25 protein-coding genes are annotated in these 26794 nt (G+C 67.7%); 15 read left to right on the top strand and 10 right to left on the bottom strand.

The features are described 5' to 3' along the window. Window positions 1–620 (top strand): Ldh family oxidoreductase (locus EJ903_RS15680; protein WP_174237309.1); only part of this gene is annotated, 620 nt, incomplete at its 5' end. A 43-nt stretch (window positions 621–663) separates the two neighbouring features. Here EJ903_RS15680 and cysE read toward each other — a convergent pair. From cysE to EJ903_RS15665, 3 genes are read right to left on the bottom strand one after another with little or no spacing between them, the layout of a single operon-like run. Then, on the bottom strand, window positions 664–1569 hold the full coding sequence (gene cysE / locus EJ903_RS15675; protein WP_126617084.1) for a serine O-acetyltransferase: 906 nt from the start codon (window positions 1567–1569) through the stop codon (window positions 664–666). A 31-nt stretch (window positions 1570–1600) separates the two neighbouring features. Beyond that, window positions 1601–3526: a family 2A encapsulin nanocompartment cargo protein cysteine desulfurase gene (locus EJ903_RS15670; RefSeq protein WP_246015620.1), complete on the bottom strand. Its 1926-nt coding sequence runs from the start codon at window positions 3524–3526 to the stop codon at window positions 1601–1603. Next, window positions 3498–4427, bottom strand: coding sequence for a family 2A encapsulin nanocompartment shell protein (locus EJ903_RS15665; protein ID WP_126617080.1), 930 nt, complete (start codon window positions 4425–4427; stop codon window positions 3498–3500). Before EJ903_RS15665 ends, EJ903_RS15670 begins: the two co-directional genes overlap by 29 nt. Window positions 4428–5006: 579 nt before the next feature. Between EJ903_RS15665 and EJ903_RS15660 the strand changes: the two genes are divergently transcribed. From EJ903_RS15660 to tauD, 12 genes are all read left to right on the top strand, one after another. Next, a complete protein-coding gene (locus tag EJ903_RS15660; protein WP_246015619.1) occupies window positions 5007–5606 on the top strand; it encodes a helix-turn-helix domain-containing protein in 600 nt (199 codons plus the stop codon). A gap of 137 nt (window positions 5607–5743) precedes the next feature. Continuing rightward, on the top strand, window positions 5744–6985 hold the full coding sequence (locus EJ903_RS15655) for an ABC transporter substrate-binding protein (RefSeq protein ID WP_246015618.1): 1242 nt from the start codon (window positions 5744–5746) through the stop codon (window positions 6983–6985). A gap of 70 nt (window positions 6986–7055) precedes the next feature. Then, window positions 7056–8249 carry an ABC transporter substrate-binding protein gene (locus EJ903_RS15650; RefSeq protein ID WP_126617078.1) on the top strand — a complete coding sequence of 398 codons (1194 nt, stop codon included), beginning with the start codon at window positions 7056–7058 and terminating at the stop codon, window positions 8247–8249. Window positions 8250–8328: 79 nt separating this feature from the next. Further along, entirely contained in the window at window positions 8329–10167 is a 1839-nt protein-coding gene (locus EJ903_RS15645) for an ABC transporter permease (protein ID WP_126617076.1), read from the top strand. Between the two features lie 7 nt (window positions 10168–10174). Continuing rightward, entirely contained in the window at window positions 10175–11101 is a 927-nt protein-coding gene (locus EJ903_RS15640) for an ABC transporter ATP-binding protein (RefSeq protein WP_126617074.1), read from the top strand. Continuing rightward, a complete protein-coding gene (locus EJ903_RS15635; protein WP_126617072.1) occupies window positions 11098–11826 on the top strand; it encodes an ABC transporter ATP-binding protein in 729 nt (242 codons plus the stop codon). Before EJ903_RS15640 ends, EJ903_RS15635 begins: the two co-directional genes overlap by 4 nt. A 116-nt stretch (window positions 11827–11942) precedes the next feature. Next, a complete protein-coding gene (locus tag EJ903_RS15630; protein ID WP_126617070.1) occupies window positions 11943–13385 on the top strand; it encodes an FAD/NAD(P)-binding protein in 1443 nt (480 codons plus the stop codon). Then, window positions 13385–14491 carry a CMD domain-containing protein gene (locus EJ903_RS15625; protein ID WP_126617068.1) on the top strand — a complete coding sequence of 369 codons (1107 nt, stop codon included), beginning with the start codon at window positions 13385–13387 and terminating at the stop codon, window positions 14489–14491. The genes EJ903_RS15630 and EJ903_RS15625 overlap by 1 nt, the downstream gene beginning before the upstream one ends. A gap of 293 nt (window positions 14492–14784) precedes the next feature. Next, window positions 14785–14979: a hypothetical protein gene (locus EJ903_RS15620; RefSeq protein WP_126617066.1), complete on the top strand. Its 195-nt coding sequence runs from the start codon at window positions 14785–14787 to the stop codon at window positions 14977–14979. 53 nt (window positions 14980–15032) lie between these two features. Beyond that, window positions 15033–16103 (top strand): isopenicillin N synthase family dioxygenase, encoded by a 1071-nt coding sequence (locus EJ903_RS15615; protein WP_126617064.1) that lies wholly within the window; start codon window positions 15033–15035, stop codon window positions 16101–16103. Window positions 16104–16157: 54 nt separating this feature from the next. Beyond that, window positions 16158–17453 carry an O-acetylhomoserine aminocarboxypropyltransferase/cysteine synthase family protein gene (locus tag EJ903_RS15610; RefSeq protein ID WP_126617062.1) on the top strand — a complete coding sequence of 432 codons (1296 nt, stop codon included), beginning with the start codon at window positions 16158–16160 and terminating at the stop codon, window positions 17451–17453. Window positions 17454–17645: 192 nt separating this feature from the next. Next, window positions 17646–18494 carry a taurine dioxygenase gene (gene tauD, locus EJ903_RS15605; protein ID WP_126617060.1) on the top strand — a complete coding sequence of 283 codons (849 nt, stop codon included), beginning with the start codon at window positions 17646–17648 and terminating at the stop codon, window positions 18492–18494. Window positions 18495–18584: 90 nt separating this feature from the next. On the opposite strand, the gene EJ903_RS15600 is transcribed toward tauD, so the two are convergent. From EJ903_RS15600 to tauA, 3 genes are all read right to left on the bottom strand, one after another. Next, entirely contained in the window at window positions 18585–19439 is an 855-nt protein-coding gene (locus EJ903_RS15600; RefSeq protein WP_126617058.1) for an ABC transporter permease subunit, read from the bottom strand. Next, a complete protein-coding gene (locus EJ903_RS15595; RefSeq protein WP_126617056.1) occupies window positions 19436–20239 on the bottom strand; it encodes a taurine ABC transporter ATP-binding protein in 804 nt (267 codons plus the stop codon). Before EJ903_RS15595 ends, EJ903_RS15600 begins: the two co-directional genes overlap by 4 nt. Window positions 20240–20303: 64 nt before the next feature. Further along, window positions 20304–21308: a taurine ABC transporter substrate-binding protein gene (gene tauA, locus EJ903_RS15590; protein ID WP_126617054.1), complete on the bottom strand. Its 1005-nt coding sequence runs from the start codon at window positions 21306–21308 to the stop codon at window positions 20304–20306. Window positions 21309–21656: 348 nt separating this feature from the next. Between tauA and EJ903_RS15585 the strand changes: the two genes are divergently transcribed. Together EJ903_RS15585 and EJ903_RS15580 are read left to right on the top strand one after the other, a co-directional pair. Continuing rightward, window positions 21657–21887 (top strand): hypothetical protein, encoded by a 231-nt coding sequence (locus EJ903_RS15585; RefSeq protein WP_126617052.1) that lies wholly within the window; start codon window positions 21657–21659, stop codon window positions 21885–21887. A gap of 28 nt (window positions 21888–21915) precedes the next feature. Further along, complete coding sequence (locus EJ903_RS15580) at window positions 21916–22542, top strand: malonic semialdehyde reductase (protein WP_126617050.1); 627 nt, start codon at window positions 21916–21918, stop codon at window positions 22540–22542. 42 nt (window positions 22543–22584) lie between these two features. Here the strand turns inward: EJ903_RS15580 and EJ903_RS15575 are convergent, their stop codons facing one another. The 4 genes from EJ903_RS15575 to EJ903_RS15560 all read right to left on the bottom strand — a co-directional run bounded on the left by EJ903_RS15575 (window position 22585) and on the right by EJ903_RS15560 (window position 26790). Continuing rightward, entirely contained in the window at window positions 22585–23847 is a 1263-nt protein-coding gene (locus EJ903_RS15575) for a Y-family DNA polymerase (protein WP_126617048.1), read from the bottom strand. Window positions 23848–23851: 4 nt separating this feature from the next. Next, complete coding sequence (locus EJ903_RS15570) at window positions 23852–24271, bottom strand: LexA family protein (protein ID WP_126617046.1); 420 nt, start codon at window positions 24269–24271, stop codon at window positions 23852–23854. Between the two features lie 168 nt (window positions 24272–24439). Next, window positions 24440–25561 (bottom strand): amino acid ABC transporter permease, encoded by a 1122-nt coding sequence (locus EJ903_RS15565; protein WP_126617044.1) that lies wholly within the window; start codon window positions 25559–25561, stop codon window positions 24440–24442. After that, window positions 25558–26790, bottom strand: a complete 1233-nt coding sequence (locus tag EJ903_RS15560) for an amino acid ABC transporter permease (protein WP_174237308.1) — start codon at window positions 26788–26790, stop codon at window positions 25558–25560. The genes EJ903_RS15565 and EJ903_RS15560 overlap by 4 nt, the downstream gene beginning before the upstream one ends. Between the last annotated feature and the right edge of the window lie 4 nt (window positions 26791–26794).

Genomic DNA, 26794 nt, shown 5'->3' with positions numbered 1-26794 from the left:
TGCCGTCGAGTCTACCCGCAGCGACTCCCGCTGAAAATCCCCGACCGCACCACAAGCCAAGCCGATTCATCTATTTTGAATCGGCTCCCAGCGCGGTGGCCGCCAACAAATGCCGGGTCGCCGCCGCCAAGGGCGAGCGGGTGGAGGACGGGCTGTTGATCGACCCGCAGGGGCTGCCCACCACCGACCCCGGCGTGATGTTCCAGGATCCGACCGGGGCGATCCTGCCCTTTGGCGGGGCCACCGGCGGTCACAAGGGCTTTGGTTTGGCGCTGGCCTGCGAGATTTTGGCGGGCGTGGTCGCCGCCGGGTTTCCGGCACTGCCCGAGAATCTGCGGCCGGGGCGGGTGGTGAACAACGCGCTGGCCTTCATCCTCGACCCCAACCGGATCAGCGATGGCGCGTGGCAGGGGTTGGCCGACGCGGTGTATGACAGCCTGGAACAGACACCGGCCCGGCCCGGCGGCGAGGGCGTCCGGTTGCCCGGCGGACCGGAACGCGCGCATCTCGAACGCGCGCAACGCGAGGGGGTGACGCTCGACCCCGACACCATCGCCGCGCTCCACCGGATCGGCGGCTCCCTGGGTCTTGATGTCCCGGCGCTGTTGGGGGGTGTCTGAACGGATGGGCGGGGGGCCGCCAGCCGCCATCAGCCAACCGCTATCAGATCGTGTATTCCGGTTCGGGCAGGCTCATGTCCATTTCCACCGCCGGGGCCTGGGCGGAGGTGGCCCAGCCGACGATGCGGGCGGGGACCCCGGCCACGGTGGCACCGGGGGGAACCGGTTTCAGAACGACGCTGCCCGCGCCGACCTTGGCGTGCCGCCCCACCTCGATGTTGCCCAGCACCTTGGCTCCGGCGGCCAACAGCACGCCGTCGCGGACCTTCGGGTGGCGGTCGCCATGGTCCTTGCCGGTCCCGCCCAGCGTCACCCCTTGCAGGATCGACACGTCGTTGCCGACGGACGCGGTTTCGCCGATGACGACACCGGTCCCATGGTCGATCAGCACCCCGCGCCCGAACGAAACCGCCGGGTGGATGTCCACGGCGAAGACCTCCGACACCCGGCTTTGCAGAAAATGGGCAAGGTCGTGGCGGTCCTGGTCCCACAGCCAATGCGCGACCCGGTGCCATTGCAGGGCGTGGAAGCCTTTGAAATACAGGAACGGCGTCAACACGCTGTCCGCCGCCGGATCGCGGGCGACGATGGCCGACAGATCGGCCACCGCCGCCGCCACGATGCCCGGATCCCGCTCATAGGCCTGTTCGGCCAGATCGGCCAGGCGCTCCGCCGGGATGTACCAGTCGCCCAGCTTGCGCGCCAGATGCCCGCCGAGCGCCGAGGCGAACCCCTCGTGCGACAGCACGGCGATGTGGACGAAGCTGCGCAACAGCGGGTCGCCGTCCGCCGCCGCCTCCGCGTCGGCGCGCAGCCGCGCCCACAGGGCCGCCTGCGCCCTCCCAACCTCTCGGATTTCCTCCCGGTTCTCTGTCTCCTGCTCCTCCGTCGTGGCGGTGCCAGGGCCGGAGGGGTGCAGGAAGCGGGCAGGGGTGACGATTTGGCCCATGGGTCGGCTCCGTGGCTTCAGGCGGTCCGCGTCACTGCCCGCGCCGGATCAGCGTGTGGCGGATGCGGTGGAGGGCGGCGGTCAGCGCGTCGAGATCCTCGCAGGTGTTGTAGAAGGCCAGCGAGGGGCGCACCGTGCTTTCCACCCCGAACCGCCGCAGGATCGGCTGCGCGCAATGGTGGCCGGAGCGGACGGCGATGCCCTCCCGGTCCAGGGCGCGGCCGACATCCTCCGTCTTGCACCCGTCGAGCACGAAGGACAGCACGCCCGCCTTTTCGCGCGCCGTTCCGATCAGCCGCAGGCCCGGCACCGTCAGCAACCCGGCGGTGGCGTATTCCAGCAGGTGATGTTCATAGGCGGCGATGGTCGGCATTCCGATGCGGTCGAGATAGTCGATGGCCGCCCCCAACCCCACCGCGTCGGCGATGTTGCCGGTTCCAGCCTCGAACCGCATCGGCGCGGGTTGGTAGACCGTCTTTTCGAGGGTGACGTCGGCGATCATGTTGCCGCCGCCCTGCCAGGGCTGCATCCCGTCCAGCACCTCCTTCCGGCCATAGAGAAGGCCGATGCCGGTCGGGCCGAACATCTTGTGGCCGGACAGCACGAAGAAGTCGCAGCCCAAAGCCTGGACGTTCACCGGCATGTGCGACACCGCCTGCGCCCCGTCCACCAGGGTCACGGCCCCGGCGGCCCGCGCCATCGCCACCATTTCGGCGGCGGGGGTGACGGTTCCCAGGGCGTTCGACACCAGGGTCAGCGACACCAGCCGGGTGCGCGGCGTCAACAGACGGGCGTATTCGTCCAGGCGGATTTGCCCGTCGTCGTCCACCGGAACCACCCGCAGCCGCGCCCCGGTGTGGGCGCAAAGCTGCTGCCAGGGCACGATGTTGGCGTGATGCTCCAGCCAGGTCACGACGATCTCGTCGCCCTCGCGGATGGTCTGCGTTCCCCACGCCTTGGCCACGAGGTTGATGGCCTCGGTCGCACCCCGGACGAACACGATTTCGTCGGTGCTCGCGGCCCCGACGAAGCGGCGGGCCTTCTCGCGCGCCGCCTCATAGGCGTCGGTGGCGCGCGCGGCCAGCGCGTGGGCGGCGCGGTGGATGTTGGAGTTCTCTTCCGCGTAGAAGCGGGCGATCCGGTCGATCACCGCCTGCGGCTTCTGCGTCGTCGCCGCGTTGTCCAGCCAGATCAGCGGCTTGCCGTGAACGGTCTGGTTCAAGATCGGGAAATCGCGCCGCGCCGCGCGGGGGTCGAACGCCGGGCTGGCGGCGTGGGGCAGGTCCGGCACCTGTTCGGCGCGCAGCTGCACCGACAGGGCGGCGGGATCGACCAGATGGCCGGGGGCGGCCGGGACGGTGGTCGGCTGTCCGAAGCGGGACGACGGGACCGTGGCCCCGCCCGCCCCACGCGCGTCGCGCCCGGCGTCCAGGAAATAGGGCGTGCCGGGCGGCAACGCCGGAGCACCGGCCACCGGGGTGGAGGGGGCGGCGGCGGGCAGCGGCGGGACCAGCGAGAGGGTGCCGCCCAGCGAATGCAGGATCGACCCCAACCCACCATTGCCCCCACCAACTCCAAGGCCGCCATCGCCGACCGGTCCGACCGGCGGCAGCGGGCGGCTGACCGGAGCGGCGGCAAAGGCCGGATTGACCGACGGCCCGACCGGCGGAATGGCGGGTGGGGCCGACGGAGCCGCCGGCAGCGGCCCCGGAGCCTGCGCCGCCGTCACGCCCGAGGGCGGGGCCACGGCGGTGACGGGGGCGGTGCTGGCCGACGGTTCGCCCGGCAGCGCCTGGAACAGCCGGTTGGCCAACCGGCTGATGAGGGCGATGTCGGGCAAGCCGGAGTCCGGCCCTGCGGCCCCCGGCCCGCCATACCCCTCCGCTCCATACCCCGCCGCCGACGGCGGCAGGGTCAGCGCGGTGGCGTCAGGCGTAGTCGTAGTAATTGCCGACATAGACATCCTCCAGCACGCCGATGGCATCCTCGGTCAGGATCGCGGCCGAGCAGTAGAGCGAGATCAGGTAAGACGCGATGGCCTTGCGGTTGATGCCCATGAAGCGCACCGACAGGCTGGGGGCCACCTCGCCCGGAACGCCGGGCTGGAACAGACCGATGACACCCTGCTTGGCCTCGCCGGTGCGCAGCAGCAGGATGTTGGTGCGGCCGTCCGGGGTGACGGTCAGCTTGTCGCTGGGGATCAGCGGCAGGCCGCGCCAGGTCAGGAAGGACGAGCCGTGCAGGGTGACGGTGGGCGGCGGCACGCCACGGCGGGTGCATTCGCGGCCAAAGGCGGCGATGGCGCGCGGGTGGGCCAGGAAGAAGGCCGGTTCCTTCCACACCTTGGCGATCAGCTCGTCAAGATCGTCGGGGGTGGGCTGGCCCTTGCGGGTCTTGATGCGCTGGCCGGGGGCGGCGTTGGTCAACAGGCCGTATTCGGCGTTGTTGATCAGTTCGCTTTCCTGCCGCTCCTTCACCTTTTCGATCAGCAGGCGCAACTGCTCCTGAATCTGGTCGATGGGGTGGCTGTACAGGTCGGACACGCGGGTCTGAACGTCCAGCACCGTGGTGACGGCGTTCAGCGAGTATTCGCGGGGATTCTCTTCGTAGGGAACGAAGGTTTCCGGCAGGTCGGCGTCGTTGCGCGGGCTGCACTCCACCTCCGTGCGCACCTCGCCCTTGGGGTCGATGACGCGGTTCAGGCGGTAGATGCCCGCCTCGACCGGGGTCCAGGGCAGGAAGGACACCAGCCACCGGGGGGTGATGCCCGACCATTGCGCCCGCGTCTTGGTGGCGTTGGCAAGCTGGCGGGCCGCCTGCTCGTTCAATGTTCGGCGCAACTCGGTGTCTTCGGACATGGGCGTCGGCTCCTTGGCATGGCGTCGGCAACCGGCACGTCGACGCGTCGATTCCATGCGAATCGGCGACGCGCGGCGGCGCGGAAGGGAATTTTTGAAAGCGGGGGCACCGAACCGTTGGGTTCGGCGCGGTCGGCGCGGCGACTGCTGCGTCACGCCGGAACGGGTGTGACCATGCATGGCTTTTCCCGCCCCCTCAAGCCTGGACAAAGCTGGAACAGTCGTTTGGTCCGTTATCACGGAGGATCGTCCGCTAAACTGGTCAAGGCGGCGCTTTCGTCAGAATCGGCGGTGTATCACCAGGAGTCCGGCGCGCTTGATTTCGATTATTGTCTTACATTATTATAGGAAATCATAGGGGCGCATTTGGCGCGGTGCGAGAATTGACCGCAGGATATTCCGTGAACCTTTGGATGGGGGGCGGGTGTCTTTTTTGGTGGCTTCGGTCCTTGATGCGAAAAATAACTGTTTAGACTTGCTAAATCAGCGGAGTGATGCGCGAAACAATCTATTTAATCAATAGGAAATAACCTGTATTCTCTTCTTTGCGAATGGGGAAAAATCGCGGAGGCACGAAGCGTGAGCGTCGCGACACAGGATTTCGATGGGGCCGCGCCGGAGGAAATGATCCCCCTGGCGCTTGGGCGCAGCCTGCGGCGGTTGCGGACCCGGCAAGGGCTGTCGCTGGAACGGCTGTCCCGCCTGTCGGGGGTCAGTCGGGCGATGCTGAGTCAGATCGAGTTGGGGCGCAGCGCCCCCACCATCACCGTTTTGTGGAAAATCGCGCGGGCTTTGGACGTGTCGCTGGCCACCCTGACCCGGCTGGACGGGCGGGGGGAGGTGTCGGTGCTGCGGCGTGATGACGCACGCAGCGTTGTGTCCGCCGACGGGTTGGTGCGCACCCGCGCCCTGATGCCGCCGGGTGAGGGGCGTTGGGGGGACTTTCACGAAATCCGTTTGCGGCCCGGCGGGTGCGAGGGCGGCGGCGGTCATCCGCCCGGCTGTGGGGTCAATCTGGTTGTGGTGGATGGGGGGGTTGACCTGTCCGTTGGCGCGGTGGCGCATCGTTTGGGCGCGGGGGATGCGGCGCAGTTTGACGCCGATGCGGGTTATCGCTGCCGCAACGTGGGGAGCACCGACGCCGTGGTGTTTCTCGTTTTGTCCTTTGGCGATGCCTGACGGCATGCGCTGTGCTGCTCTGAATTTACAACATAATTTTTTAGTTATATATCCGCGACAAATCAATACATTTACAATAGGAAAATGATGTGCTTATGCTCAAAACACGATGTTGTTTTGTGTGAAAGGAAAGAGCCATGCCGACCCGTCCGCCGTTCGACCGTTCCGTGTTCCGCCGCCCGTCCGCCCAGCCCGGCGTCACCCGCCGGACGGTGTTGGGGGGTGCGTTGGCCCTGGCCGGGGCGATGACTGGGGCGGGTGCGTTGGCCGGTGGTTCCGCCGCCCATGCGGCCGCCGCCAGCGGGGAGCCGCTGTGGTTTGGCGTCAGCGGGCCGTTGACCGGACCCAGCGCCCAATACGGCGCGCAGTGGAAGAAGGGCTTCGATCTGGCGTTGGACCAGATCAACGCCGATGGCGGGATCCAGGGCCGTCCGCTGCGCTATGTGTTTGAAGACAGCCAGAACGATCCCCGGCAATCCATCGCCATCGCGCAGAAATTCGTGGCCGATCCCCGGATCCTGATCGAGCTGGGGGATTTCTCCAGCCCGGCGTCCATGGCGGCGTCGCCGATTTACCAGCGCGCCGGGCTGGTCCAGTTCGGCTTCACCAACTCCCACCCTGATTTCACCAAGGGCGGCGATTTCGTGTGGAGCAACTCCATCAGCCAGGCGGAGGAGCAGCCCAACGTGGCCGATTTCGCCGTGACGTCGCTGAAGCTGAAGCGGCTGGCCGTGCTGCACCTCAACACCGATTGGGGCCGCACCAGCAAGGACATCTTCGTCAAGGCGGCGAAGGAGCGGGGGGCCGAGGTGGTGGCCGCCGAAGGCTATCTGCCGGAGGAAAAGGATTTCCGCTCCACCCTGGTGCGGGTGCGCGAGGCCAACCCCGACGGCATCGTGCTGATCTCCTACTACGCCGACGGGGCGGCGATTGCCCGCCAGTTGAAGCCGGTCGGGCTGACCCAGCCGGTGGTCGCCGTCGGTTCCGTTTATTCCCCGAAATTCCTGGAGCTGGGGGGCGAGGCGGTCAACGGCGTCCACACCCGCGCCAACTTCTTCCCGGCCGAACCGCGCCCGGAGGTTCAACGCTTCGTCGCCGCCTACCGCGCCAAGCACAATGAGGAGCCGGACGCGTTCGCCGCCTACGCCTATGACGCGGTTCTGGTCGCGCAGGCGGTGATCGCGGCGGGCGGCACCGACCGCACCGCCATCCGCGACGCCTTCACCCGCGTGAAGGACATCCCCAGCGTGATCTTTGGCAAGGCGACCTTCGACCCCGACACCCGCCGTGTCTCAGGGGTGCGCAACGTGAAGCTTGTGGTGCGCGACGGGGCCTTTGCCCTGTGGGACGGCGCGCCGCCGACCAGCGCCACCAACTGACCCGCTTGTCCGGCGGATGTCCCCATCCGTCTTTTCCCCGCCCGCTTTTTGGTGTTTGAGAGCCGATCCGATGCTTGATGTGATTGCCCGTTCCGCCGCGCTCGTCGCTGGCACCCTGGCGGTTCTGACTGCGCTGGGGGTGGCGCAGCCCGCCCGTTCGCAAACCGCCGCCGACCCCACGAAAGAGCCGGTGGTGATCGGCGTCAGCGGGCCGCTGACCGGGGCCTACGCCCAATATGGCGCGCAGTGGCAGCGCGGCTTCGATCTGGCGCTGGAGCAGGTGAACGCCAGCGGCGGCGTCCAGGGCCGCCCGCTGCGCGTCCAGTTCGAGGACAGCCAGAGCGACCCCAAGCAGACCGTCGCCATCGCCCGCAAATTCGTGGCCGACAGCCGGATCGTGGCCGAACTGGGCGATTTCACCAGCGCGGCGTCGATGGCGGCGTCGCCGATCTATCAGAACGCCGGTCTGGTGCAGTTCGGTTTCACCAACTCCCACCCTGATTTCACCAAGACCGGCGATTTCATTTGGAGCAACGCGCTCAATCAGGCCGAAGAGATGCCGGTTCTCGCCGATTACGCCGTGTCGGCGCTGGGGGGCAAACGCATCGCCCTGCTGTTCATCAACAACGATTGGGGCCGCACCAGCAAGGACCTGTTCACCAAGGCCGCCAAGGAGCGCGGGGCCGAGGTGGTCGGCGCGGAAGGCTATCTGGCCGATGAAAAGGATTTCCGCTCCGCCCTGGTGCGCGTGCGCGACACCAAGCCGGACGGCATCGCCCTGATCTCCTATTACGCCGACGGCGCGCAGATCACCCGCCAACTGCGCGAGGCCGGGCTGTCCCAGCCGGTGGTCGCCGCCGGGTCGGTCTATTCGCCGAAATTCCTGGAGCTGGGCGGTGCGGCGGTCGAGGGCGTGCACACCACCACCCCGTTCTTTCCCGGCGATCCGCGTCCGGAGGTTCAGACCTTCGTCTCCGCCTACACCGCCAAGCATGGCATCGATCCCGACGCCTATTCCAGCCGTGCCTATGACGCGCTGCTGCTGCTGGCCACCGTGATCCGCCAATCCGGCCCCGACCGCAAGGCGATCCGCGACGGGCTGGCCACGGTCAAGGACGCGCCGAGCGTGGTCTACGGGACCGTGCGGTTCGATCCGCAGACCCGCCGGGTCGACAAACCCTTCAGCACCCGTCTCGTCGTGAAGAACGGAGCCTTTGCGCTGTGGCAACCGGGATCGACCGACGCGGCCAAGGCGGCCAACTGATCCCCGCCCCAGGGGTTCCAACCCACGCGATCCATCAACGGATTCCACAACGGTTTTCAGGCGAAAAGGACAGCGCACCGTGTTTCCCACGTCCTTCGGCCCGTGGCTCGACTACACGATCAACGGGCTGGTCATCGGCAACATCTACGCCCTGTTGGCGGTTGGGCTGGCGTTGATTTTCGGTGTGTCGCACCTCATCAACTTCGCCCATGGCTCCGTCTACATGGTCGGGGCCTACATCGGCTGGCTTGGCATCACCAAACTGAACCTGCCGCTGCCGGTGACGTTCGCGGCGGTGGCCGTCGGCTGCGGCCTGCTGGGCGCGGTGATCGAGCGGGTGGGCTTGCGCCCGCTGCGCAACGCCCCGCGCATCGCGCCGCTGCTCGCCACCATCGGCCTGTCGGTGGTGCTCGATCAATCGGCGCAACTGCTGTTCAGCCCCGATCCGCGCGCGCTGCCGACGCAACTGCCAAGCTGGCGGATCGCCATCGGTGGCGGCAGCATCGGCGCGCTCGATCTGCTGATCGCCGGGGTGGGCATCGGCAGCGCGGCCTTGCTCTATGGCTTTCTGCGCTTCACCCGTCTGGGCTGGGCGGTGCGGGCGACCGCGTTGGACCGCGACGCCGCGCAGCAATGCGGGGTGGATGTGGACAAGGTCAACCGCACGGTGTTCGCCATCGCCTCGGCCCTGGGTGGGGTCAGCGGTCTGTTGGTGGGGATGTATTACAACACCATCGATCCCAACATGGGGTTCCAGGCCGGGTTGAAGGGCATCGTCGCCCAGTTGATCGGCGGGGTGGGCAACGTGCCGGGGGCCATCGCCGGAAGCCTGCTGCTGGGGCTGATCGAAAGCTATGGCATCGCGCTGTTCGGCACCAGCTACCGCAACCTGTTCGCCTTTGTCGCCCTGATCCTGATTCTGGTGCTGCGGCCCAATGGCCTGTTCGCCAAGGCCCGGCGTCTGCCGCCGGAACCGCTGACCGGCACCTTCATCGCGCCCAGCCGCCCGCTGGTTCTGCCGGGTTGGCTGATCGGCCTGCTGATCGTCGCCGCGCTGGCGCTGCCCTTTGCGGTGCAACAGCCCTATCTGCTGCAAACCCTGGGCAACGCCTGGCTCTACGCCCTGTTGGCGCTGAGCCTGACGCTGGTGGCGGGCACGGTGGGGCAGGTGTCGTTGGGCCACGCCGGGTTGCTGGCCATCGGAGCCTACGCGTCGGCCCTGCTGGCGCTCGACGCCGGGATCCCGGTGCTGCTGGCGGTTCCGCTGGCCGGGGTGATCGCGGCGGCGCTGGGCACGGCGCTGGTCTTCCCCGCCTTCCGCCTGCGCGGGCATTACGTCTCCATCGCCACCCTGGCGGTGGGGGAGATCGTGACGCTGGTCATCCTGAACTGGGAAAGCCTGACCCGTGGCCCGATCGGCGTCACCGGCGTGCCGCCCCTGTCGGTGGCGGGCACGCCGTTGGTCAGCGGCCAATGGGTGTATTGGATTCCGCTGGTCGTCCTGCTGGTCTTTGCCGGGGTGCAGACGCGGTTGCTGTCCTCCCACCTGGGCCGCACCCTGCGGGCGATCCGCGAGGATGATGTGGCCGCCCGGTCCTATGGCGTGGATCTGAACCGGTACAAGGGCTTGGCCTTTGCCGTGGCGGGCTTTGTCGCCGGGGTGGGCGGGGCGCTGATGGCGCATTTCTACTCCTACATCAACCACGAAACCTTTCCGGCCCCGGTGTCGATGCTGGCCCTGACCATGGTCATCCTGGGCGGCTTGGGCAACGTCGCCGGGGCGGTTCTGGGGGCCGTGGTTCTGGTCGGTCTGCCGGAGCTGTTCCGCGCGGCGGCGGAATACCGCATGCTGATCTACGGCGTCGTCCTGCTGCTGCTGATCCGCTTCCGCCCGCAGGGCCTGTTGGGAACGGTGTGAGGACGCCATGACAACCGCATCAACGACATCAACACCGACATCAACACCGTCGGCGTCGGTCGCACCGCTTCTGTCCATCGCGGGGCTGGTGCGCCGGTTCGGCGGCCTGACCGCCGTCAACGGCCTGTCCCTCAGCCTCGCCGATGGGGAGCTGGTGAGCGTCATCGGCCCGAATGGGGCCGGGAAAACCACCCTGTTCAACCTGATCACCGGGCTGGACACGCCCGACGTCGGCAGCGTGGCCTTCGCCGGGCAGGACGTCACCGGCTTCGCCGCCGAACGGCTGGCCGGTCTGGGGCTGGCCCGCACCTTCCAGCATGGCCGGGTCTTCGGCAATCTCAGCGTGCTCGACAACGTGCTGGTCGGCGCGCACACCCGGTTGCGGGCGGTGCGCCCACCCTTGGGGCTGCCGTTGCTGGGGCCGTTGGCCGAATTGGGGCTGGCGCTGCTCCCTCCCGCCGCCGTGCGCGCGGAGGAGGAGCGGTTGCGGGCGGAGGCGACCGAGATCATCGCCCTGTTCGGCGACCGCCTGACGCCCCGGCTGGACAAACCGGCGCACAGCCTGTCCTACGCCAACCGCCGCCGGGTGGAGATCGCGCGCGCCCTGGCTCTGAAACCCCGCCTGCTGCTGCTCGACGAGCCGACCGCCGGGATGAACCCGACCGAAACGGCGGAGATGCTGGAGATCATCCGGGGCCTGAAGGGGCGCGGCCTGACCATCCTGCTGATCGAACACAAGCTGGATCTGGTGATGCAGCTCTCCGACCGGGTGGTGGTGATGGATCATGGTGCCCGCATCGCCGAAGGGCTTCCGTCGGCGGTCGCCACCGACCCGGCGGTGATCGAGGCGTATTTGGGCCACAAGGCCGTCGGCGCGGCCAACCAGGATGACGCCGCCGCCGTGGTGCCGACGAAACGGGGGATTGGGGAATGACCGACGCCGTGCTGCGGCTCGACCGCGTCAACAGCTTCTACGGCCCGGTGCAGGTCCACTTCGACCTGTCGCTGGAGGTCGGGCGCGGGCAGATCGTCTGTCTGCTGGGCGGCAACGCCAGCGGCAAATCGACGACGATGAAGATCATCCTTGGCCTGCTGAAACCCCGCTCCGGTCAGGTGCTGTTCGATGGGCAGCCGCTGACCGGGTTGAGCACGCCGCAGATCGTGCGGCGGGGCATCGGCTCGGTCCCCGAATCCCGGCGGCTGTTCGCCACCATGACCGTGCGCGAGAATGTGCTGATGGGGGCCTACACCCGCGATGACCGTGCGGGCGTGGCGGAGGATTACGAACGGGTGCTCGACCTGTTTCCCAAGCTGCGCGAACGCCACGCCCAGCAGGCCGGAACCCTGTCGGGCGGCGAACAGCAGATGGTGGCGATGGCCCGCGCCCTGATGGGGCGGCCCCGCCTGATCGTGATGGACGAGCCGACCATGGGCCTGTCGCCGCTGCACGTCGACCGCGTGCTGGAGATGATCCAGACCATCAACGGGCAGGGCGTCAGCGTCTTCATGGTCGAACAGAACGCCAGCCTTGCCTTGCAGATCGCCCATCACGGCTATGTGCTGCAAACCGGGCGCATCGCGTTGTCCGGCCCCGCCGCCGATCTGGCCCGCGACCCGCAGATCCGCGACGCCTATCTGGGCGGTGCCCAGGCGGCCTGAAGACCAACTGCCGGATCGTTCCTTCAGGAGGGTTGGAGACACCCCCCGGACAAACAGGCCCCGGACAAACAAGCCGCGTTCAGCGGCGGTCCGCCACGGACAGGATTGTGTGTGTTATGACCGATATTTTTGACGACCGCATCGACCACGGCCCCCGCTCCCTGGAGGCGTTGGAAGCGCGGCTCGCCCGCGACCTGGATCTGTTGACCTTGCCGCCCGCCGATTGGGTCCCGCCGCAGGACGGCGCGCTGGACGTCGCCATCATCGGCGCGGGCATGGCCGGGTTGACCGCCGCCTTCGCCCTGCGCAAGGTGGGTATTTCCAACATCCGGCTGTTCGACCGCGCCCCGCCGGGCCGCGAAGGGCCGTGGGCGACCTACGCCCGCATGGAAACCCTGCGCTCGCCCAAGACGCTGACCGGCCCGGCGCTGGGGCTGCCCAACCTGACCTTCCGCGCCTGGTACGAGGCGCAATTCGGCCGGGTGGCGTGGGAGACGCTGCACCGCATCCCGCGCCTGCAATGGCTGGAGTATCTCACTTGGTACCGCCGCGTCACCAACCCGCCGGTGGAGAACGGCACGGCGTTGACCGGCCTGACCGGTGACGCCGACGGGGTGACGCTCGATCTGGCCGGGCCGGAGGGGGCGCGACGGGTGCGCGCGCGGCGGGTCATTCTGGCCAACGGGCGCGACGGGCTGGGCGGCCCCTTCATCCCGCCCTTCTGGCGCGCGGTGGACAAGCGTTTTTGGAGCCACGCGCACGAGACCATCGATTTCGCCGCCCTGCGCGGCAAGACCGTGGCGGTTCTGGGGGCCGGGGCCGGGGCGGTGGACAACGCCGCCGAAGCGCTGGAGCAGGGCGCGGCCAAGGTCTACATGCTGGTGCGCCGGGCGGAACTGCCGCGCATCAACAAGGGGTTGGGGGCCGGGCATCCCGGCAACGTGCTGGCCTTTCACACCCTGACCGACGAACAGCGTTGGGCCTACAACCAGTACATCGCCGAAACCGGCGTTCCGGCCCCGCACAACTCGATGCTGCGCTGCTCGCGCCACGCCAATTTCGCCCTGCTGACGCGCTGCCCGATTGAGGCGGCGGAGCCGGAGGGTGGGCGGTTGCGGCTGCGCACCGGGCGCGGCACGGTCACGGTCGATCATGTGGTGCTGGCCACCGGCTTCGCCGTCGATTGGGCGCAGCGGCCCGAATTGGCGGAGATCGCCCGCCACACGCTGCTGTGGCGCGACCGCTTCACCCCGCCGGGTCAGGAGAACAGCGAGTTCGCCCTGCACCCCTATCTCGGGGCGGATTTCGAGTTTCTGGAGCGCACCCCCGGTGCCGCCCCCTGGCTGAACCGGGTCCACGCCTTCAATTTTGCCGCCGTGCTCAGCCACGGCAAGGTGACGGGCGACATTCCCGGCATCAGCGCCGGGGCGGAGCGGCTGGCCGACAGCATCACCGCCGCCCTGTTCACCGAGGATTACGACCATCATTGGCAGCGGCTGATCGATTTCGCGACGCCGGAACTGCTGGGCGACGAATGGACCGAAGCGGAGGGCTTCTGATGACCAGCCAGACCATTGACCGTGCCGACACCGGCCTTGATGCCGTCGGCGCAACCGTGACCCCCGACCTGATCGACCGCTTGGCCGGTTTTGTCGATGGCGCGCCGCTGTTGGCCCTGCGCGTCACGCGGGCCGACGCCCGCGCCCGCGCCCAGGCTGCCCACGACGCCCTGCTGTTCCCGCAGCGGCCCGGCCGACTGCCCGCCGCCGAACGGGCGACGCTGGCCGCCCGCCTTGCCGAGCTGAGCGGCGACGACGCTCTGGCTGCCCATTATCGCGCCCTGGTGGCGGATGGGGAGGACGCCCGCCCCGCCCTGGTCGCGCATGTCGACCGGGTGGCCCTGTCCCCGCGCGATTCCCGGCCCGAGCATCTGCGCGCGCTGGAGGCGGCGGGGCTGGACGCGCACGCCATCGTCGCGCTGTCGCAACTGATCGCGCTGGTGTCCTTTCAGGCGCGGGTTCTGGCGGGGCTGCGGGCGCTGGATGGGCGGGGGCGCGACGGGGTGGAGCCGTTCGCCGGGGTGCCGGTTCCCGCCGATCCGGCCATCGCCTTCACCACCGACACGCTGGAGTGGCGGCCCTGGCTGCCTCCGGTCGTCCTGGACGAAGCCAGCGAGGAGCAGCGCCGGGCGCTGGCGGTCACGCCGTCCAACACCGCCATCGGGGCCTACTCCCTGGTGTTGGCGCACGAACCGGAATCGCTGCTCCATCGCACGCCGCTGTTCAACGGCATCCTGTACGCCCCGCGCGGGTTGCCCCGGTCGGATCGTGAATTCGCCAGCGCGGTGGAATCGGTGGTGAATGGCTGCGTCTATTGCGCGTCCGTCCACACCCGCCGCTTTGTGGAACTGACCGGCGAACGCGGGCCGGTGGAGGCGCTGTTCGCTCACGGCATCGTGGGCCTGTCCGATCAACCGCGCCTGTCGGCCATCGCCCGCGCCGCCGCCCGCCTGACCGCCACCCCCGCCGCTCTGGCCAACGACGACGTTGTGGCGCTGCGGTCGGCTGGCTTGAGCGATGGGGACATCCACGATGTCATTCTGTCGGTGGCGATCTTCGCCTGGGCCAACCGGTTGATGCTGAGTTTGGGCGAAGCGGTGCGCTGATCGGCGTCCGGCGCTGCGAAAGGCCGCCCGCAAGACCCAATCCGCCGTCCGCACCGGTGGTTCGGGTCTGAACACGCGGGCGGTCTTTGTGCGCGCAAAAACAACACAATTACTCAGTTAAATATAAGAGATTTTCCGATTTTCTCATATTATTTTTATAGACAAATAGACTTTCTCGACCCCATGATGGGCTCACGATCAAGGGCGGGGTGATGCGCCAACCGCATCCCCCTCCGCCAGCAACCGCCGCTCAATCTCTGCCCTTCAATCCTTTGTCTGGAAAGGATTTTTCCATGTCCAATCCGCTGACAAACCGTGACTCCACCGCCCTTCTGCCCGCCGCCGATCCGGTGGTGGTGTGGGTGCCGTTGCCGGAGGGGTTGGTGTTCGATTGTGAGGGGGATGGAGGATCATACAACGCCGTGTCGCTGTGGAATCGGTTGAGCGGGGCGTGGTTGACGCGGATTGCCGCCCGCCGGGCCGCCTGACGCCGTCTCAGCCTGCGTTTTCCTTGCAATCGTTTTCGGGAGGAGGTCTCACCGTGACCGCGCCATTGCCGATTTTGGATCTGGGCCGTTTTCAGGACGACGACAGCGGGGGCGCGGCGTTTCTCGACGATCTGCGCGTGGCGATCCGCCGGTACGGCGCGTTCTATGTGACCGGCCATGGTGTGGACGCGGCGACGCTCGATCAGGCCTTTGCGCTGTCGCGCCGTTTCTTCGCCTTGTCCGACGCCGACAAGCGGGCGATCGAAATGGTCCATTCGCCGCATTTCCGGGGCTACACCCGCGCCGGGTGGGAGCGCACCCGGGGCAAGGCCGATTGGCGGGAGCAGGTGGACATCGGGTCCGAACGCCCCACGTTGCCCGCCGATGCCGACGCGCCCGCCTGGACGCGGTTGCAGGGTCCGAACCAGTGGCCCGACGCCCTGCCGGAGCTGCGCCCCGCCGCGCTGGCGTTGCAAGACGCGCTGACCGAAGTCACGTTGCGCCTGCTGCGGGCGGTGGCGCTGGCCATCGGGCTGAAGGCCGACGCCTTCGATCCCATCGTGGCGCCCGACCCGACGCAACTCATCAAGCTGATCCGCTACCCGGGGCGCGACGCGCTGCCAGAGGGGGAACAAGGTGGGCAGGACGGCGGCGGGCAGGGCGTTGGTGCGCACAAGGACAGTGGTTTGCTGACCCTGGTGCTGCAACACCAGCAAAGCGGGCTTCAGGCCGAAACGCCCGATGGTTGGGTCGATGTGCCGCTCATCCCCGGCACCTTTGTCGTCAACGCCGGGGAGTTGCTGGAGCTGGCCACCGATGGCTATTTCCGCGCGGCGGTGCACCGGGTGGTGACGCCGCCGACCGGGGTGGACCGGCTGTCCATCGCCTTTTTCCTGGGCGCGCGTCTGGGCGCGCGGGTTCCGGTTCTGCCGCTGCTGCCCGATCTGGCGGCGCAGGCGCGCGGGCCGGAGCGTGATCCCAACAACCCGTTGTTCGTGGATGTCGGCGAAAACGCGCTGAAAAGCCGCCTGCGCTCGCACCCCGACGTCGCCCAACGCCATTACGCCGATCTTCCGGCGGTGGCGGCGCTGGCCGGGCGGGTTCTGGAACCCGCCGCCTATTGAGCCGCCCCTTTTCCGCCGACCCTTTTCAAAAACGCTGTTCAAAAGGACCGACCGATGACCGACACGTCTCCGCGTTTTGAAACCCTGGCCCTGCACGCTGGCGGCTACCGGTCCGATCCGGCGACCGGGGCCGTGGCCGTGCCGATCTATCAGACCACCTCCTACCAGTTCCAGGACACCGGCCACGCCGAACGCCTGTTCGCGCTCCAGGAGTTGGGCAACATCTACACCCGCGTGACCAACCCGACGACGGACGTGCTCGAACAGCGCCTGGCCGCGTTGGAAGGCGGGGCGGCGGCGCTGGTGGTGGCGTCGGGACAGGCGGCGTCCTTCTACGCCATTCTGAATCTGGCGCAGGCGGGCGACAATTTCGTCACCTCGACCGATCTCTATGGCGGCACCTGGAACCTGTTTGCCAACACCTTCAAGCAGTTGGGGATCGAGGCGCGCTTCGTCGATCCGGCCGACCCGGAGAATTTCCGCCGCGCCACCGATGACAAGACCCGCGCCTATTACGCGGAAACCCTGCCGAATCCCAAGCTGAACGTCTTCCCGATCCGCGAGGTGGCCGACATCGGCCGGTCGCTGGGCGTGCCGTTGATTGTGGACAACACCGCCGCCCCGCTGACCGTGCGCCCGTTCGACCATGGCGCGGCGGTGACGCTCTATTCGGCGACGAAATACATCGGCGGCCATGGCACCACCATCGGCGGCGTCATCATCGACGGCGGCAATTTCCCATGGGCCGATCACGCCGCCCGTTTCCCGCTGCCGACCCAGCCCGACCCCAGCTATCACGGCGCGGTGTGGACGGAGGCGGCCAAGCCGCTCGGCCCCATCGCCTATGTCCTGCGCGCGCGGGTGACGCTGCTGCGCGACACCGGGGCGGCGATCAGCCCGCTGTCGGCCTTCCAGTTGATCCAGGGGTTGGAAACCCTGCCGCTGCGCATCCGCCAGCACAACGCCAACGCCATCAAGGTGGCGGATTTTCTCAAAACCCACCCGAAGGTCGCCTCGGTCATCTTCCCCGGCCTGCACACCGGCGAGGCCAAGCGCCGCGCCGACGCCTATCTGAAGGGCGGCTATGGCGCGTTGATCGGGTTTGAGGTGAAGGGCGGGGCGGAAGCCGGCCGCCGCTTCATCGAATCGCTGAAGCTGCTGTACCACGTCGCCAACATCGGCGACGCCCGCTCGCTGGCCATCCATCCGGCGACCACCACCCATTCGCAATTGTCGGTGGAGGACCAGATCGCCAGCGGTGTCACCCCTGGCTATGTCCGCCTGTCGATCGGGATCGAGCACCCCGACGACATCATCGCCGACATCGAACAGGCGCTGGCCGAGGTCTGACCAGCGTTCTGCACCCGGCCCCCGGTGGTTGACCGCTGCGGGTTTGCCCATCCCGGGCCGGGAGGTTCCGTGCGTCTTGTGCGTCTCTTCGTTCGTCCATTGTCCACGCCACCTGATGGGGAAGCGCGTTCGCGCGTTTCCCCAATTTTTTGCGTGGTCCGGATCGCTTTTCAAACCGTGATGAGGATGTCCATGCCGGATGTTGCCCTGCCGACCCTGACCGCCACCCCGCTCGGCCCCACCATCGGCGCGCGGGTCAGCGGCGTTGACCTGTCCCGGCCCTTGACCCCGTCGGTTGCGGCCGAGTTGGAGGCGCTTCTGGTGCGCCATCAGGTGCTGTTCTTTGAAAACCAGCCGCTGACCCCGGAACAGCAGCGCGCCTTCGCCGCCAGCTTCGGCCCGCTGCACATCCACCCGGTCTATCCGAACATCCCGGAGGTTCCGGAAATCATGGTTCTGGACACCGGCCCGCACAACCCGAGCGACAACGACGTCTGGCACACCGACGTGACCTTTGTGGAAACCCCACCGGCCATCGTGGCGCTGTCGGCCAAGAAGGTGCCGCCGCTGGGCGGTGACACCCTGTGGGCCAGCGCGTCGGCCGCCTATGAAGCGCTGTCGGAACCGCTGCGCGTGCTTCTGGAACCGTTGAAGGCCGTGCATGATTTCAGCCGGTCGTTTCCGGAATGGCGTCACAACGGGCCGGGCGTGCATGAACGCTGGCTGGAGGCGCGGGCCAAGAACCCGATCCGCGTCCATCCGGTGATCCGCACCCATCCGGTTAACGGGCGCAAGGCGCTGTTCGTGAACGACAATTTCACAGCGGCCATTCTGGGCCTCAGCCCGAAGGAAAGCGATTTCCTGCTGCGCTTCCTGTTCGACCATGTCGCCCGACCGGAATTCACCGTGCGGTGGACCTGGAAGCCGGACGATCTGGCGCTGTGGGACAACCGCTCGACCCAGCATTACGCGGTCAACGATTATCTGCCGCACAGCCGCCTGATGCACCGCGCCACCGTGCTGGGCGACCGTCCGGTTTGACGGTTGGCGTTCACGACAAAAAGGGGGGCTGCACAAACGCAGCCCCCCTTTTTGCGTGTTCGTTCGGATGTTGTCCGCGCTTGCCCGGTTTCAGCTTTTGCCTTTCCAGGGGACCAGCGCCCGTTCCAGCAGGCGCATGCCATAGGAAAAGGCGAAGGCCCAGGCGGCGATGACGCCGATGCCGACAAAAACCACGTCGGCCGCCAGGAAATGCGAGGCCGACATGATCATGAAGCCGATGCCGCGCGTCGCGGCGATCAGCTCCGCCGCCACCAGCGTGCTCCACCCCACGCCGATGCCGATGCGCAGGCCGGTCAGAATCTCCGGCAGCGCGCTGGGCAGCACGATGTCGAGGAAGAGTTGCCAGCGCGTCGCCCCCAGCGACAGGGCGGCGTTCACCCGCTCAATCGGCAGGGACCGGACCCCCGCCTGCGCCGACAGGCAGATCGGCGCGAACATCGCCAGCGTCAGCAGCACGATCTTGGACAGCTCGCCAATGCCCAGCCAGATGATCATCAAGGGCAGATAGGCCAGCGGCGGCAGCGGCCAATAAAACTCAATCGGGGTGTCGAACACGCCCTTGACCCAGCGGTTCAGCCCCATCGCCAAGCCCAACGGGATGCCGAAGGACGCGGCGAGCAGGGCGGCGGTGGAGATGCGGAACAGGCTGGCGGACACATGCTCCCCCAGCGTCGCCCCGGCGTACCCGTCGTCCAGAATGGCCAGGAACTGGGTGAGAACCTCCTCCGGGCCGGGCAGGAACAGCGGCGGGACCAGCCGCAGCCAGGACACCAGGAACCACAACCCGATCAGCGCGGCGCCAGTGGTCAGGCTGATGAGCAGGGTCGGCGCGCCATCCAGGCCAAAGGGGTGAAGCCGCACCCGCTTGGGGTGGGCGGCGGTTGGGGCGGCATGCGGCGCGCCCCGGCTTGCCAGATCGGTCATTGCGGTCGGTCTCCTCCCTCGTGGGAGCGGTCATGCGGGCGATGCACGAGGTTGCGGATCTCGTCGTACAGCTCCGCAAAGCGCGGGTCCGACAGAATGGCCCGCACGTCGCGTTCCTGCGCGAACCGCCGGACGAAATCCAGATCGAAACGGGCGACGATGCGGCCCGGGCGCGGCGACATCACCACCACCGTGGTTCCCAGGAACAGCGCCTCTTCAATCGAATGGGTGATGAAGAAGATGCGCTTGCCGGTGCGCGCCCAGACGTCCACCAGCAGCTCCTGCATCTGTTCGCGCGTCAGGCTGTCGAGCGCGCCGAACGGTTCGTCCATCAGCAGGATCTTCGGGTCGGTCGCCAGCGCGCGGGCGATGCCGACGCGCTGGCGCATCCCGCCCGACAGCTCGTGCGGGGCGGAATGGGCGAAGCCGTCCAGCCCGACCATCCGCAGCAGTTCGTTCGCCCGCTCCCGCCGGTCGCGCGCCGGGACGCCCGCGAATTTCAGGCCGAGGGCGACGTTGTCGAGCACGCTTTTCCAGGGCAGCAGCGTGTCCTTTTGAAAGACCACACCCCGGTCGGCACCGGGGCGGTCCACCGGTTGCCCGTCGAGCGTGATGGAGCCGTCGGACAGCGGCAGAAACCCGGCGATGGCGTTCAGCAAGGTGGATTTGCCGCAACCCGAGGCCCCCAGCGCGACGACGACGCTGTTGGCGTCAATGTCGAGCGTGGCCCGGTCCAGCGCGTGCACCACCCGCCCGTCGCGGGCGGAAAAGAAGACGCTGGCGTTGTGGACGTGAAGCATGGCGTCCTCTCTTCAACCCATGACCGGACAGCCCGCGATGGGGCTGCCCGTGATGGGAATGGGGTCAGCGCAGGTCCTTGACCGCGTCGGGGGTGACGAACCCGCCATAGCTGGGCAGGACGGTGGTGATCTTTTTCTGTTCCTTCAGGAATTCGGCGGTCGCCTTCAGGATCTTGGCGGCCCCACCATTCTCCCCGCCGCCCAACCACGCCGCGCTCGCCTGTTGGGCGGGCGGGACCAGCGACAGGTTCGTCAGCGCGGCGGCCTGATCGGCGGGGGTCCCGCCCAGCAGCTTGGCCAACGCCTTGGCGTTGTCCGAATCCGCGCTCCAGGCCGCCTTGTCGGTCTGGAACGAGGCGCTGTACTTTTCGATCACCTGCGCGAAGCTCTTGAGAAAAGCCGGGTTGTCCTTGGCAAAGGTCGCGGTGGCGACCCAGGCGGAGAAGGTCGGCGCGCCCCGGTCGGCGACCTCCTTGGAGGTCAGCAGAACCTTGCCGTTCTTCTTCAGTTCGGTCAGCGCCGGATCCCAGACAAAGGCCGCGTCGAGATCGCCGCGATTCCAGGCGGCAACGATGTCCGGCTGGGGAATGGCGAACACCTGGGCGTCGCGCTCGCTGATCTTCTCCTGCTTCAACACCGCCAGCAGTTGATAATGGTCGGTGGAGACCGGGGCGGCCGCCAGCTTCTTGCCCTTCAGGTCCGACGGCTTTTCGATGCCGGATCCGTTGCGGACCACCAGGGCCTCGTCGGTGCCGGAGATGGTGGCGAGGTGGAAGGCCTTCACGTCCAGGCCACGGCTGGTGGCCGCCGCGAAGGGGCTGGACCCGACATAACCGACCTGCACGTCGCCCGAGGCGATGGCGGCGAAGACATCGGCCCCCGAGTTGAATTTGCGGAAATCGATGGTGACGCCGGTGGCTTTGGCGAAATCCCCGTTGGCGATGGCCACGGAGGAGGGCAGGGCGTCGGTCTGATAGCCGACCACCACCTTGCCGTTTGCCGCCTCCGCCACGAAGGGCAGCAGGGCGGTCAGGGCGGAGAACAGCAGCGTGTGCAAGGGCTTGGTCATGGCGCGGAATCCAATTGCGATGGGGGGCAACGATGGGGGAGGGGCCGGGCGGGATCGGAAGAGCCGATCAGGGCATCGGCGGACGCGGCCCGGCGGGTTGGGAAAACACTAATGCGGCGCACGGGACCGGCGCAATCGCAAAAACGCATAAAACTGTAGAAAAATAGACTTTAATATCGAGAGAAAATGTTGTTTATACGAGCGTATAAACATAGTTGATAAATAGGAAATAAGGGGTGATGATGGTTCTTTAACGTGTGGAATGTGGGCGGCCCCGCCGCCCGTAAGGGCCGTGGCTTGACCCGCCGGGCGCACCACACAGCCGGATCACACCAAGGAGGCCTGATCATGCACCGCACATCCGAACTCGATCTGCTGACCCTGGCCTCGTTGATGCCGACCCCCGACGGAATCCTGCTGCTGGCCGCCAACGCGGGGGGCGCAACGGACGGCCAGGATGGCGCGCTGTTTCGCGACCGGGCGGACGATGCCGACCTCGACATGACCGATCTGGCGATGCTGATCAGCTTCGCCTCGCTGCTGCTGGGCTTGCTGGCGCTCTTGCCCGCCAGCCTTTGATCGTCCAAGCAAGGGGAAACCCCGCACCATGACCAAAACCCTGATCGCCGATGTGGCGTTTCCCGATGGCGATTTGGCCGATCTGCCGGTCGCCGCCGGGCCGCTGTTCCTCGACGCGCGGACGCCGCAATCCTGGTCCGAACGCCCGGTGTCCGCTGCCATCCTGCATCAGCTCTATGAGCTGACGCGGCTGGCCCCGACCGCCTTCAACGGCAGCCCGGCCCGTTTCGTCTTCCTGACGACGCCGGAGGCCAAGGAGCGGCTGCGCCCGGCGCTGACCAAGGGCAATCTGCCCAAGCTGAAGGCCGGGGCCATCGCCATCGTCGGCCATGACCTGCGCTTTTTCGAGCATCTCCCGCGCCTCAGCCCGCATTACGACCCGTCGGGGCTGTTCGTGGACAATTCGGCCTTGGCCGAAACCACCGCGTTCCGCAACGGCACGCTCCAGGCCGGTTATCTGATTCTGGCCGCAAGGCTGCTGGGGTTGGACGCCGGGCCGATGTCGGGCTTCGACAACGCCGCCGTGGACGCGGAATTTTTCCCCGATGGCCGGGTGCGTTCCAACATCCTGATCGCCCTGGGCCACGCCGACGGCCCGCCCACCCGCCCCCGCGCCCCGCGCCTGGATGTGGCGGAGGCCGTCACGATCCTGTGAGGCCGGGTTGCGCGCGAGAATGGAGAAAAGCCTCCCGCGACATCACGCCCGCGCGACCGGCAGATCGGCCAAGCGGGTGGTGTAGGACGGGGAGCGGTTGTTCTGCCGCATCCGCCAGCCATGCCCCAGCGTGGCGGCGGACACCAGCGTGTTGCGACCCAACGCGCTGTTCACCGCGTCCACCGCCGCCATCAAACGCGCGGCTTTGGCGCGGTCGGTGGTGTCGAGCAGATCGGCCTGCACCCGGTCGGCGGGCCGCAGGCCGGTCAGGATGACGCCCGCCTTGCTGAACGGGACGCCGTCGCGCCAGATGCGCCGGGCCGCGTTGGCGGCGGCGGCGATCAGGACGAAACCGTCGGCGCTGGCCGGTTGCAGGCCAACGGTCACGCTGTCGTTGCAGGCGGGTCCGGGGCGGTAACGGCTGGTGCGGACGAACACATGAAGAGCTTCGGCGACCATGCCCTCGGCCCGCAGCTTTTCCGCCGCCCGGGCCGCGTGGGAGGCCACCGCCTGCCGCATCGTGTCCCACTCCGTCACCGGTTGGCCGAAAGAGCGGGTGACGGCCACCGACCGGCGGGGGGAGGGCATCCGATCCAGCGACAGGCAGGACAGGCCGCGCAACTCCTGCACCAGCCGTTCGCCGATCACGGTCAGCGCCTGGCGGGCCAATCGCGGGTCAAGGTCGCGGAGATCGGCGGCGGTGGTGACGCCAAGCTGGCTCAACCGGACGGCGTTGCGCCGTCCAACGCCCCACACATCGGCCACCGGAACCTGCGGCAACACCCGCGCCCGCACGGCGGGATCGGACAGATCGCACACCCCGGACGGATCGAGCAGCGCCTTTTTGGCCGCGTGGTTGGCCAGCTTCGCCAGCGTTTTGGTGGGGCCGATGCCCACACAGGTGGGAATCCCGGTCCAGCGCTTCACCCTGGCCCGGATGTCGGCGGCGTAGGCGGGGAGGGGGCCGCCGATGCCGGTCAGATCCAGAAAGGACTCATCGATGGAGTAGACCTCCAGGCTTGGTGTGAATCCGTGCAGGCAGGCCACCACGCGCGACGACATGTCGCCGTAAAGCGCGTAATTCGACGAAAACACATGGACCTTGTGACGGCGAACCAGATCTCGCGTCTCGAAAAAAGGCTGGCCCATTTTCACGCCCAGCGCCTTGAGTTCCGCGCTGCGGGACACAAAGCATCCATCGTTGTTGCTCAGAACCCCGACGGGTAGGCCTTCCAGATCGGGACGAAAGACCCGCTCGCAGGACACATAGAAATTGTTGGCGTCCACCAGGGCATAAACGGGCATGACGTCACCGCCGGTGAAAGCGGATGGTCGCGGTGACGACGCCCCAGATCGCAAAACCCGGATGGTCGGTCACGTCGATGGCGGTGTAGGCGCGATCGTCGCAATCCGGTGCCAGCCGCGTGCGCCCCCGTTGGATCACCAGCCGTTTGCACAGCAACTCTCCATCAACGGCGGCGACGACCACATCGTCGTGCCGGGCGGTCAAGCTGCGGTCCACGATGGCCAGATCGCCGTCGTGGATTCCGGCCCCGGTCATGCTGTGACCGCTGATCCGCAAGGTGAAGCTGGCCGACGGGTGCGGAACCAGCGTGTCGGTCAGGTCGATGCGGCCCTCGGCATAGTCGCCAGCGGGCGACGGGAACCCGGCGGACACCACCGCCTCGACCGCGACGATCACGCAAGGTTGCAACGCCCGCAATTCCATATCCGTCCCTCCCAATCGGAACAAATATAGAACAAAACGCCTGTCCGGTCGAGTCCTGCGCTCCGTTGCCCAGGGCAACGAAGCCAGGTTAACGAAACGTTACCGACGCGAGGGATGGGTTTTGAACACGGATGAAAAGGATTGGACGTCCGGGTTGTTCCTCTCGACTCAACGCTCCACCCGCCGCAACCGGGCCTCCAGCCACAGGCTGTAGCGCGACGCCAGGACGCAGACGGTCAGATAGATCAGGGCGGCGAAGCCGAACGCTTCGGTGTAGAAGCCGAGCCAGGCGGGATCCTTGGCGGCGTTGCGGGCGGTGTTCAGCACGTCGAACAGGCCGATGGCGACGATCAGCGTGGTGTCCTGAAACAGCCCGATGGTGAGGTTGACGATGGATGGAATGACCGTCCGCAAGGCTTGCGGCAGGATCACCAGCCGCATGGTCCCCCAATAGGTCAAGCCCAGGGCGCGCGCCGCCTCATACTGGCCGTCGGGGATGGCCTGCAATCCGGCGCGGATGATTTCCGCCAGATAGGCCGAGACGAACAGGATGATGGCGACCTGCGCCCGCAACAGCTTGTCGATGGTCAGCCCGGACGGCAGCATCAGCGGGACCAGCAGCGTGGCGACGTAGAGAACGGCGATCAGCGGGACCCCGCGCGTCACCTCGATGAACAGCACCGCGAGGCTGCGGAGCCCGCCCATCCGGCTGCGCCGCGCCAAGGCCAGCAGCACCGCCACGGGAAAGGCCCCGATCATGCCGATGGTGGTGAGCAGCAGATTGATCGGCAGGCCGCTCCAGCGCTCCGTCGGCACCGGGGGGCCATCGGGCAGGCCGCAAAGCAGCAGCAGGGCCACGGCCAAACCCACCAGCCAGACGCCCAGCGTAGCCCGCCGCCAGAACAGCGGCGCGGCGCTCATCCCCGCCAGCCCCAGCAGGATGAGCGTGGCGGCCAGTGGCCGCCATTGTCGATCCTGATCGTAGAAGCCAAACAGGATGTAGCGCAGCTTTTCGCCGATGAAGGCCCAGCAGGCTCCGCCGCCGTCGGCGCAGCGCTCCGCCGGTCCGCTCCACACCGCATCCACAAGCGCCCAGCGGACCAGCGGCGGCAGGCTGACGGCCAGGACCGCCACACAGGCCAGCGTGATCGCCGCGTTGACTGGCGTGCCGAACAGCGCCCCCCACAGGGCACGGGCGTGGGACAGCGCCAGCCGTTGGCGCGGCGTCGGCTGGGTGGGCGGAAAGGGCGCGACCGGATGCGGCGCGGAGGTCAAGGCGTGATCGGTCATCGCCGCCTCCGATCGGTGAGCCGCCGGTTTTGGGCGTTCATCAGCGCCGACACGATCAGATTCACCGTCAAATAGGCCCCCATCATGATCGCCATGCTTTCCAGAACCTGCCCGGTCTGGTTGGCGCTGGTGTTGACCACGCTGACCAGATCGGGAAAGCCGATGGCCACGGCGAGGCTCGAATTCTTGATGAGATTCAAATAGCTGGAGGTCATCAGCGGCACGATCACGCGCAGGGCCTGGGGCAGAACCACCAGCCGCATGATCCGCCCGCGCGGCAGGCCCAGGGCGCGCGCGGCCTCCCATTGGCCGTTCGGCACCGCTTGGATGCCGCTGCGCACGATCTCCGCGATCATGGCGGCGGCGTTGACCACCAGCCCGATCAGCAGCGCTGAAAATTCCGGCGACACCACGCCGCCCCCGACGAAGTTGAAGCCGGTCAGTTCCGGGAAGCCGACGGTCAGGGACACGCCCGACCCGGCGATCACCCCGGCCCCGGTGCCCAGGGCGATCAGCAGGATCAGCGCGTCGGGCCACCGACCGCGGCCAATCGAACCCACGGTCCGGCCCATGATATGGTTGGACCGCAACCACATCCCGGCACCGCCCACCGCCACGGCGGCGAGCAGCGCCAGCAGAACCCAGCCGCCCGCCCCATCCTCGGCAAAGGCGGGCAACAGGATGCCCCGGTTGCACAGATAGACACCGGGCACAGGGTTGAGCGCCTGCCGGGGGCCGGGCAGGGCCTGGAGCGTCGCGCTCCAGAAGAAGAGCTGCAGCAGCAGCGGCGTGCTGCGGATCACCTCGACATAGCCCTGGACCAGCGCCGACAGCAGCGGATTGCCCGACAGCCGCGCCACCCCCAACGCCACCCCGATCACCGTGGCCAACAGGCCGCCGACCAGCGCGACCTTGACCGTGTTGAGCAGCCCGACCAGCATGGCCCGGGCGTAGCTGTCCTGCGGCTGGTAGCCGATCAGCGATTCGCCGATTTCAAAATTGGCCGGACGCAGCAGGAAGCCGAATCCGGGGGTGATGCCGAACCGCTCCATGTTCGCCGCCGTGTTGATGGCGAAAAAGACGAGGATCAGTGCCACCCCGGTCAGCAGCACCGCCTGCGTGACGGGCCGCTCCCCCCACCAGGAGACGACCCGACCGGTCAGGCCGGGCCGTCCGGGCGGTGATGCCCACCGCACGGGATCAAGCGCGGGCGTCGGTTGGTTCCGCACCGGA

This window comes from Azospirillum griseum (assembly GCF_003966125.1).
In the GTDB taxonomy this organism is placed as follows: Bacteria; Pseudomonadota; Alphaproteobacteria; order Azospirillales; family Azospirillaceae; genus Azospirillum; species Azospirillum griseum.
This window is presented reverse-complemented; position numbering and strand designations above follow the sequence as displayed.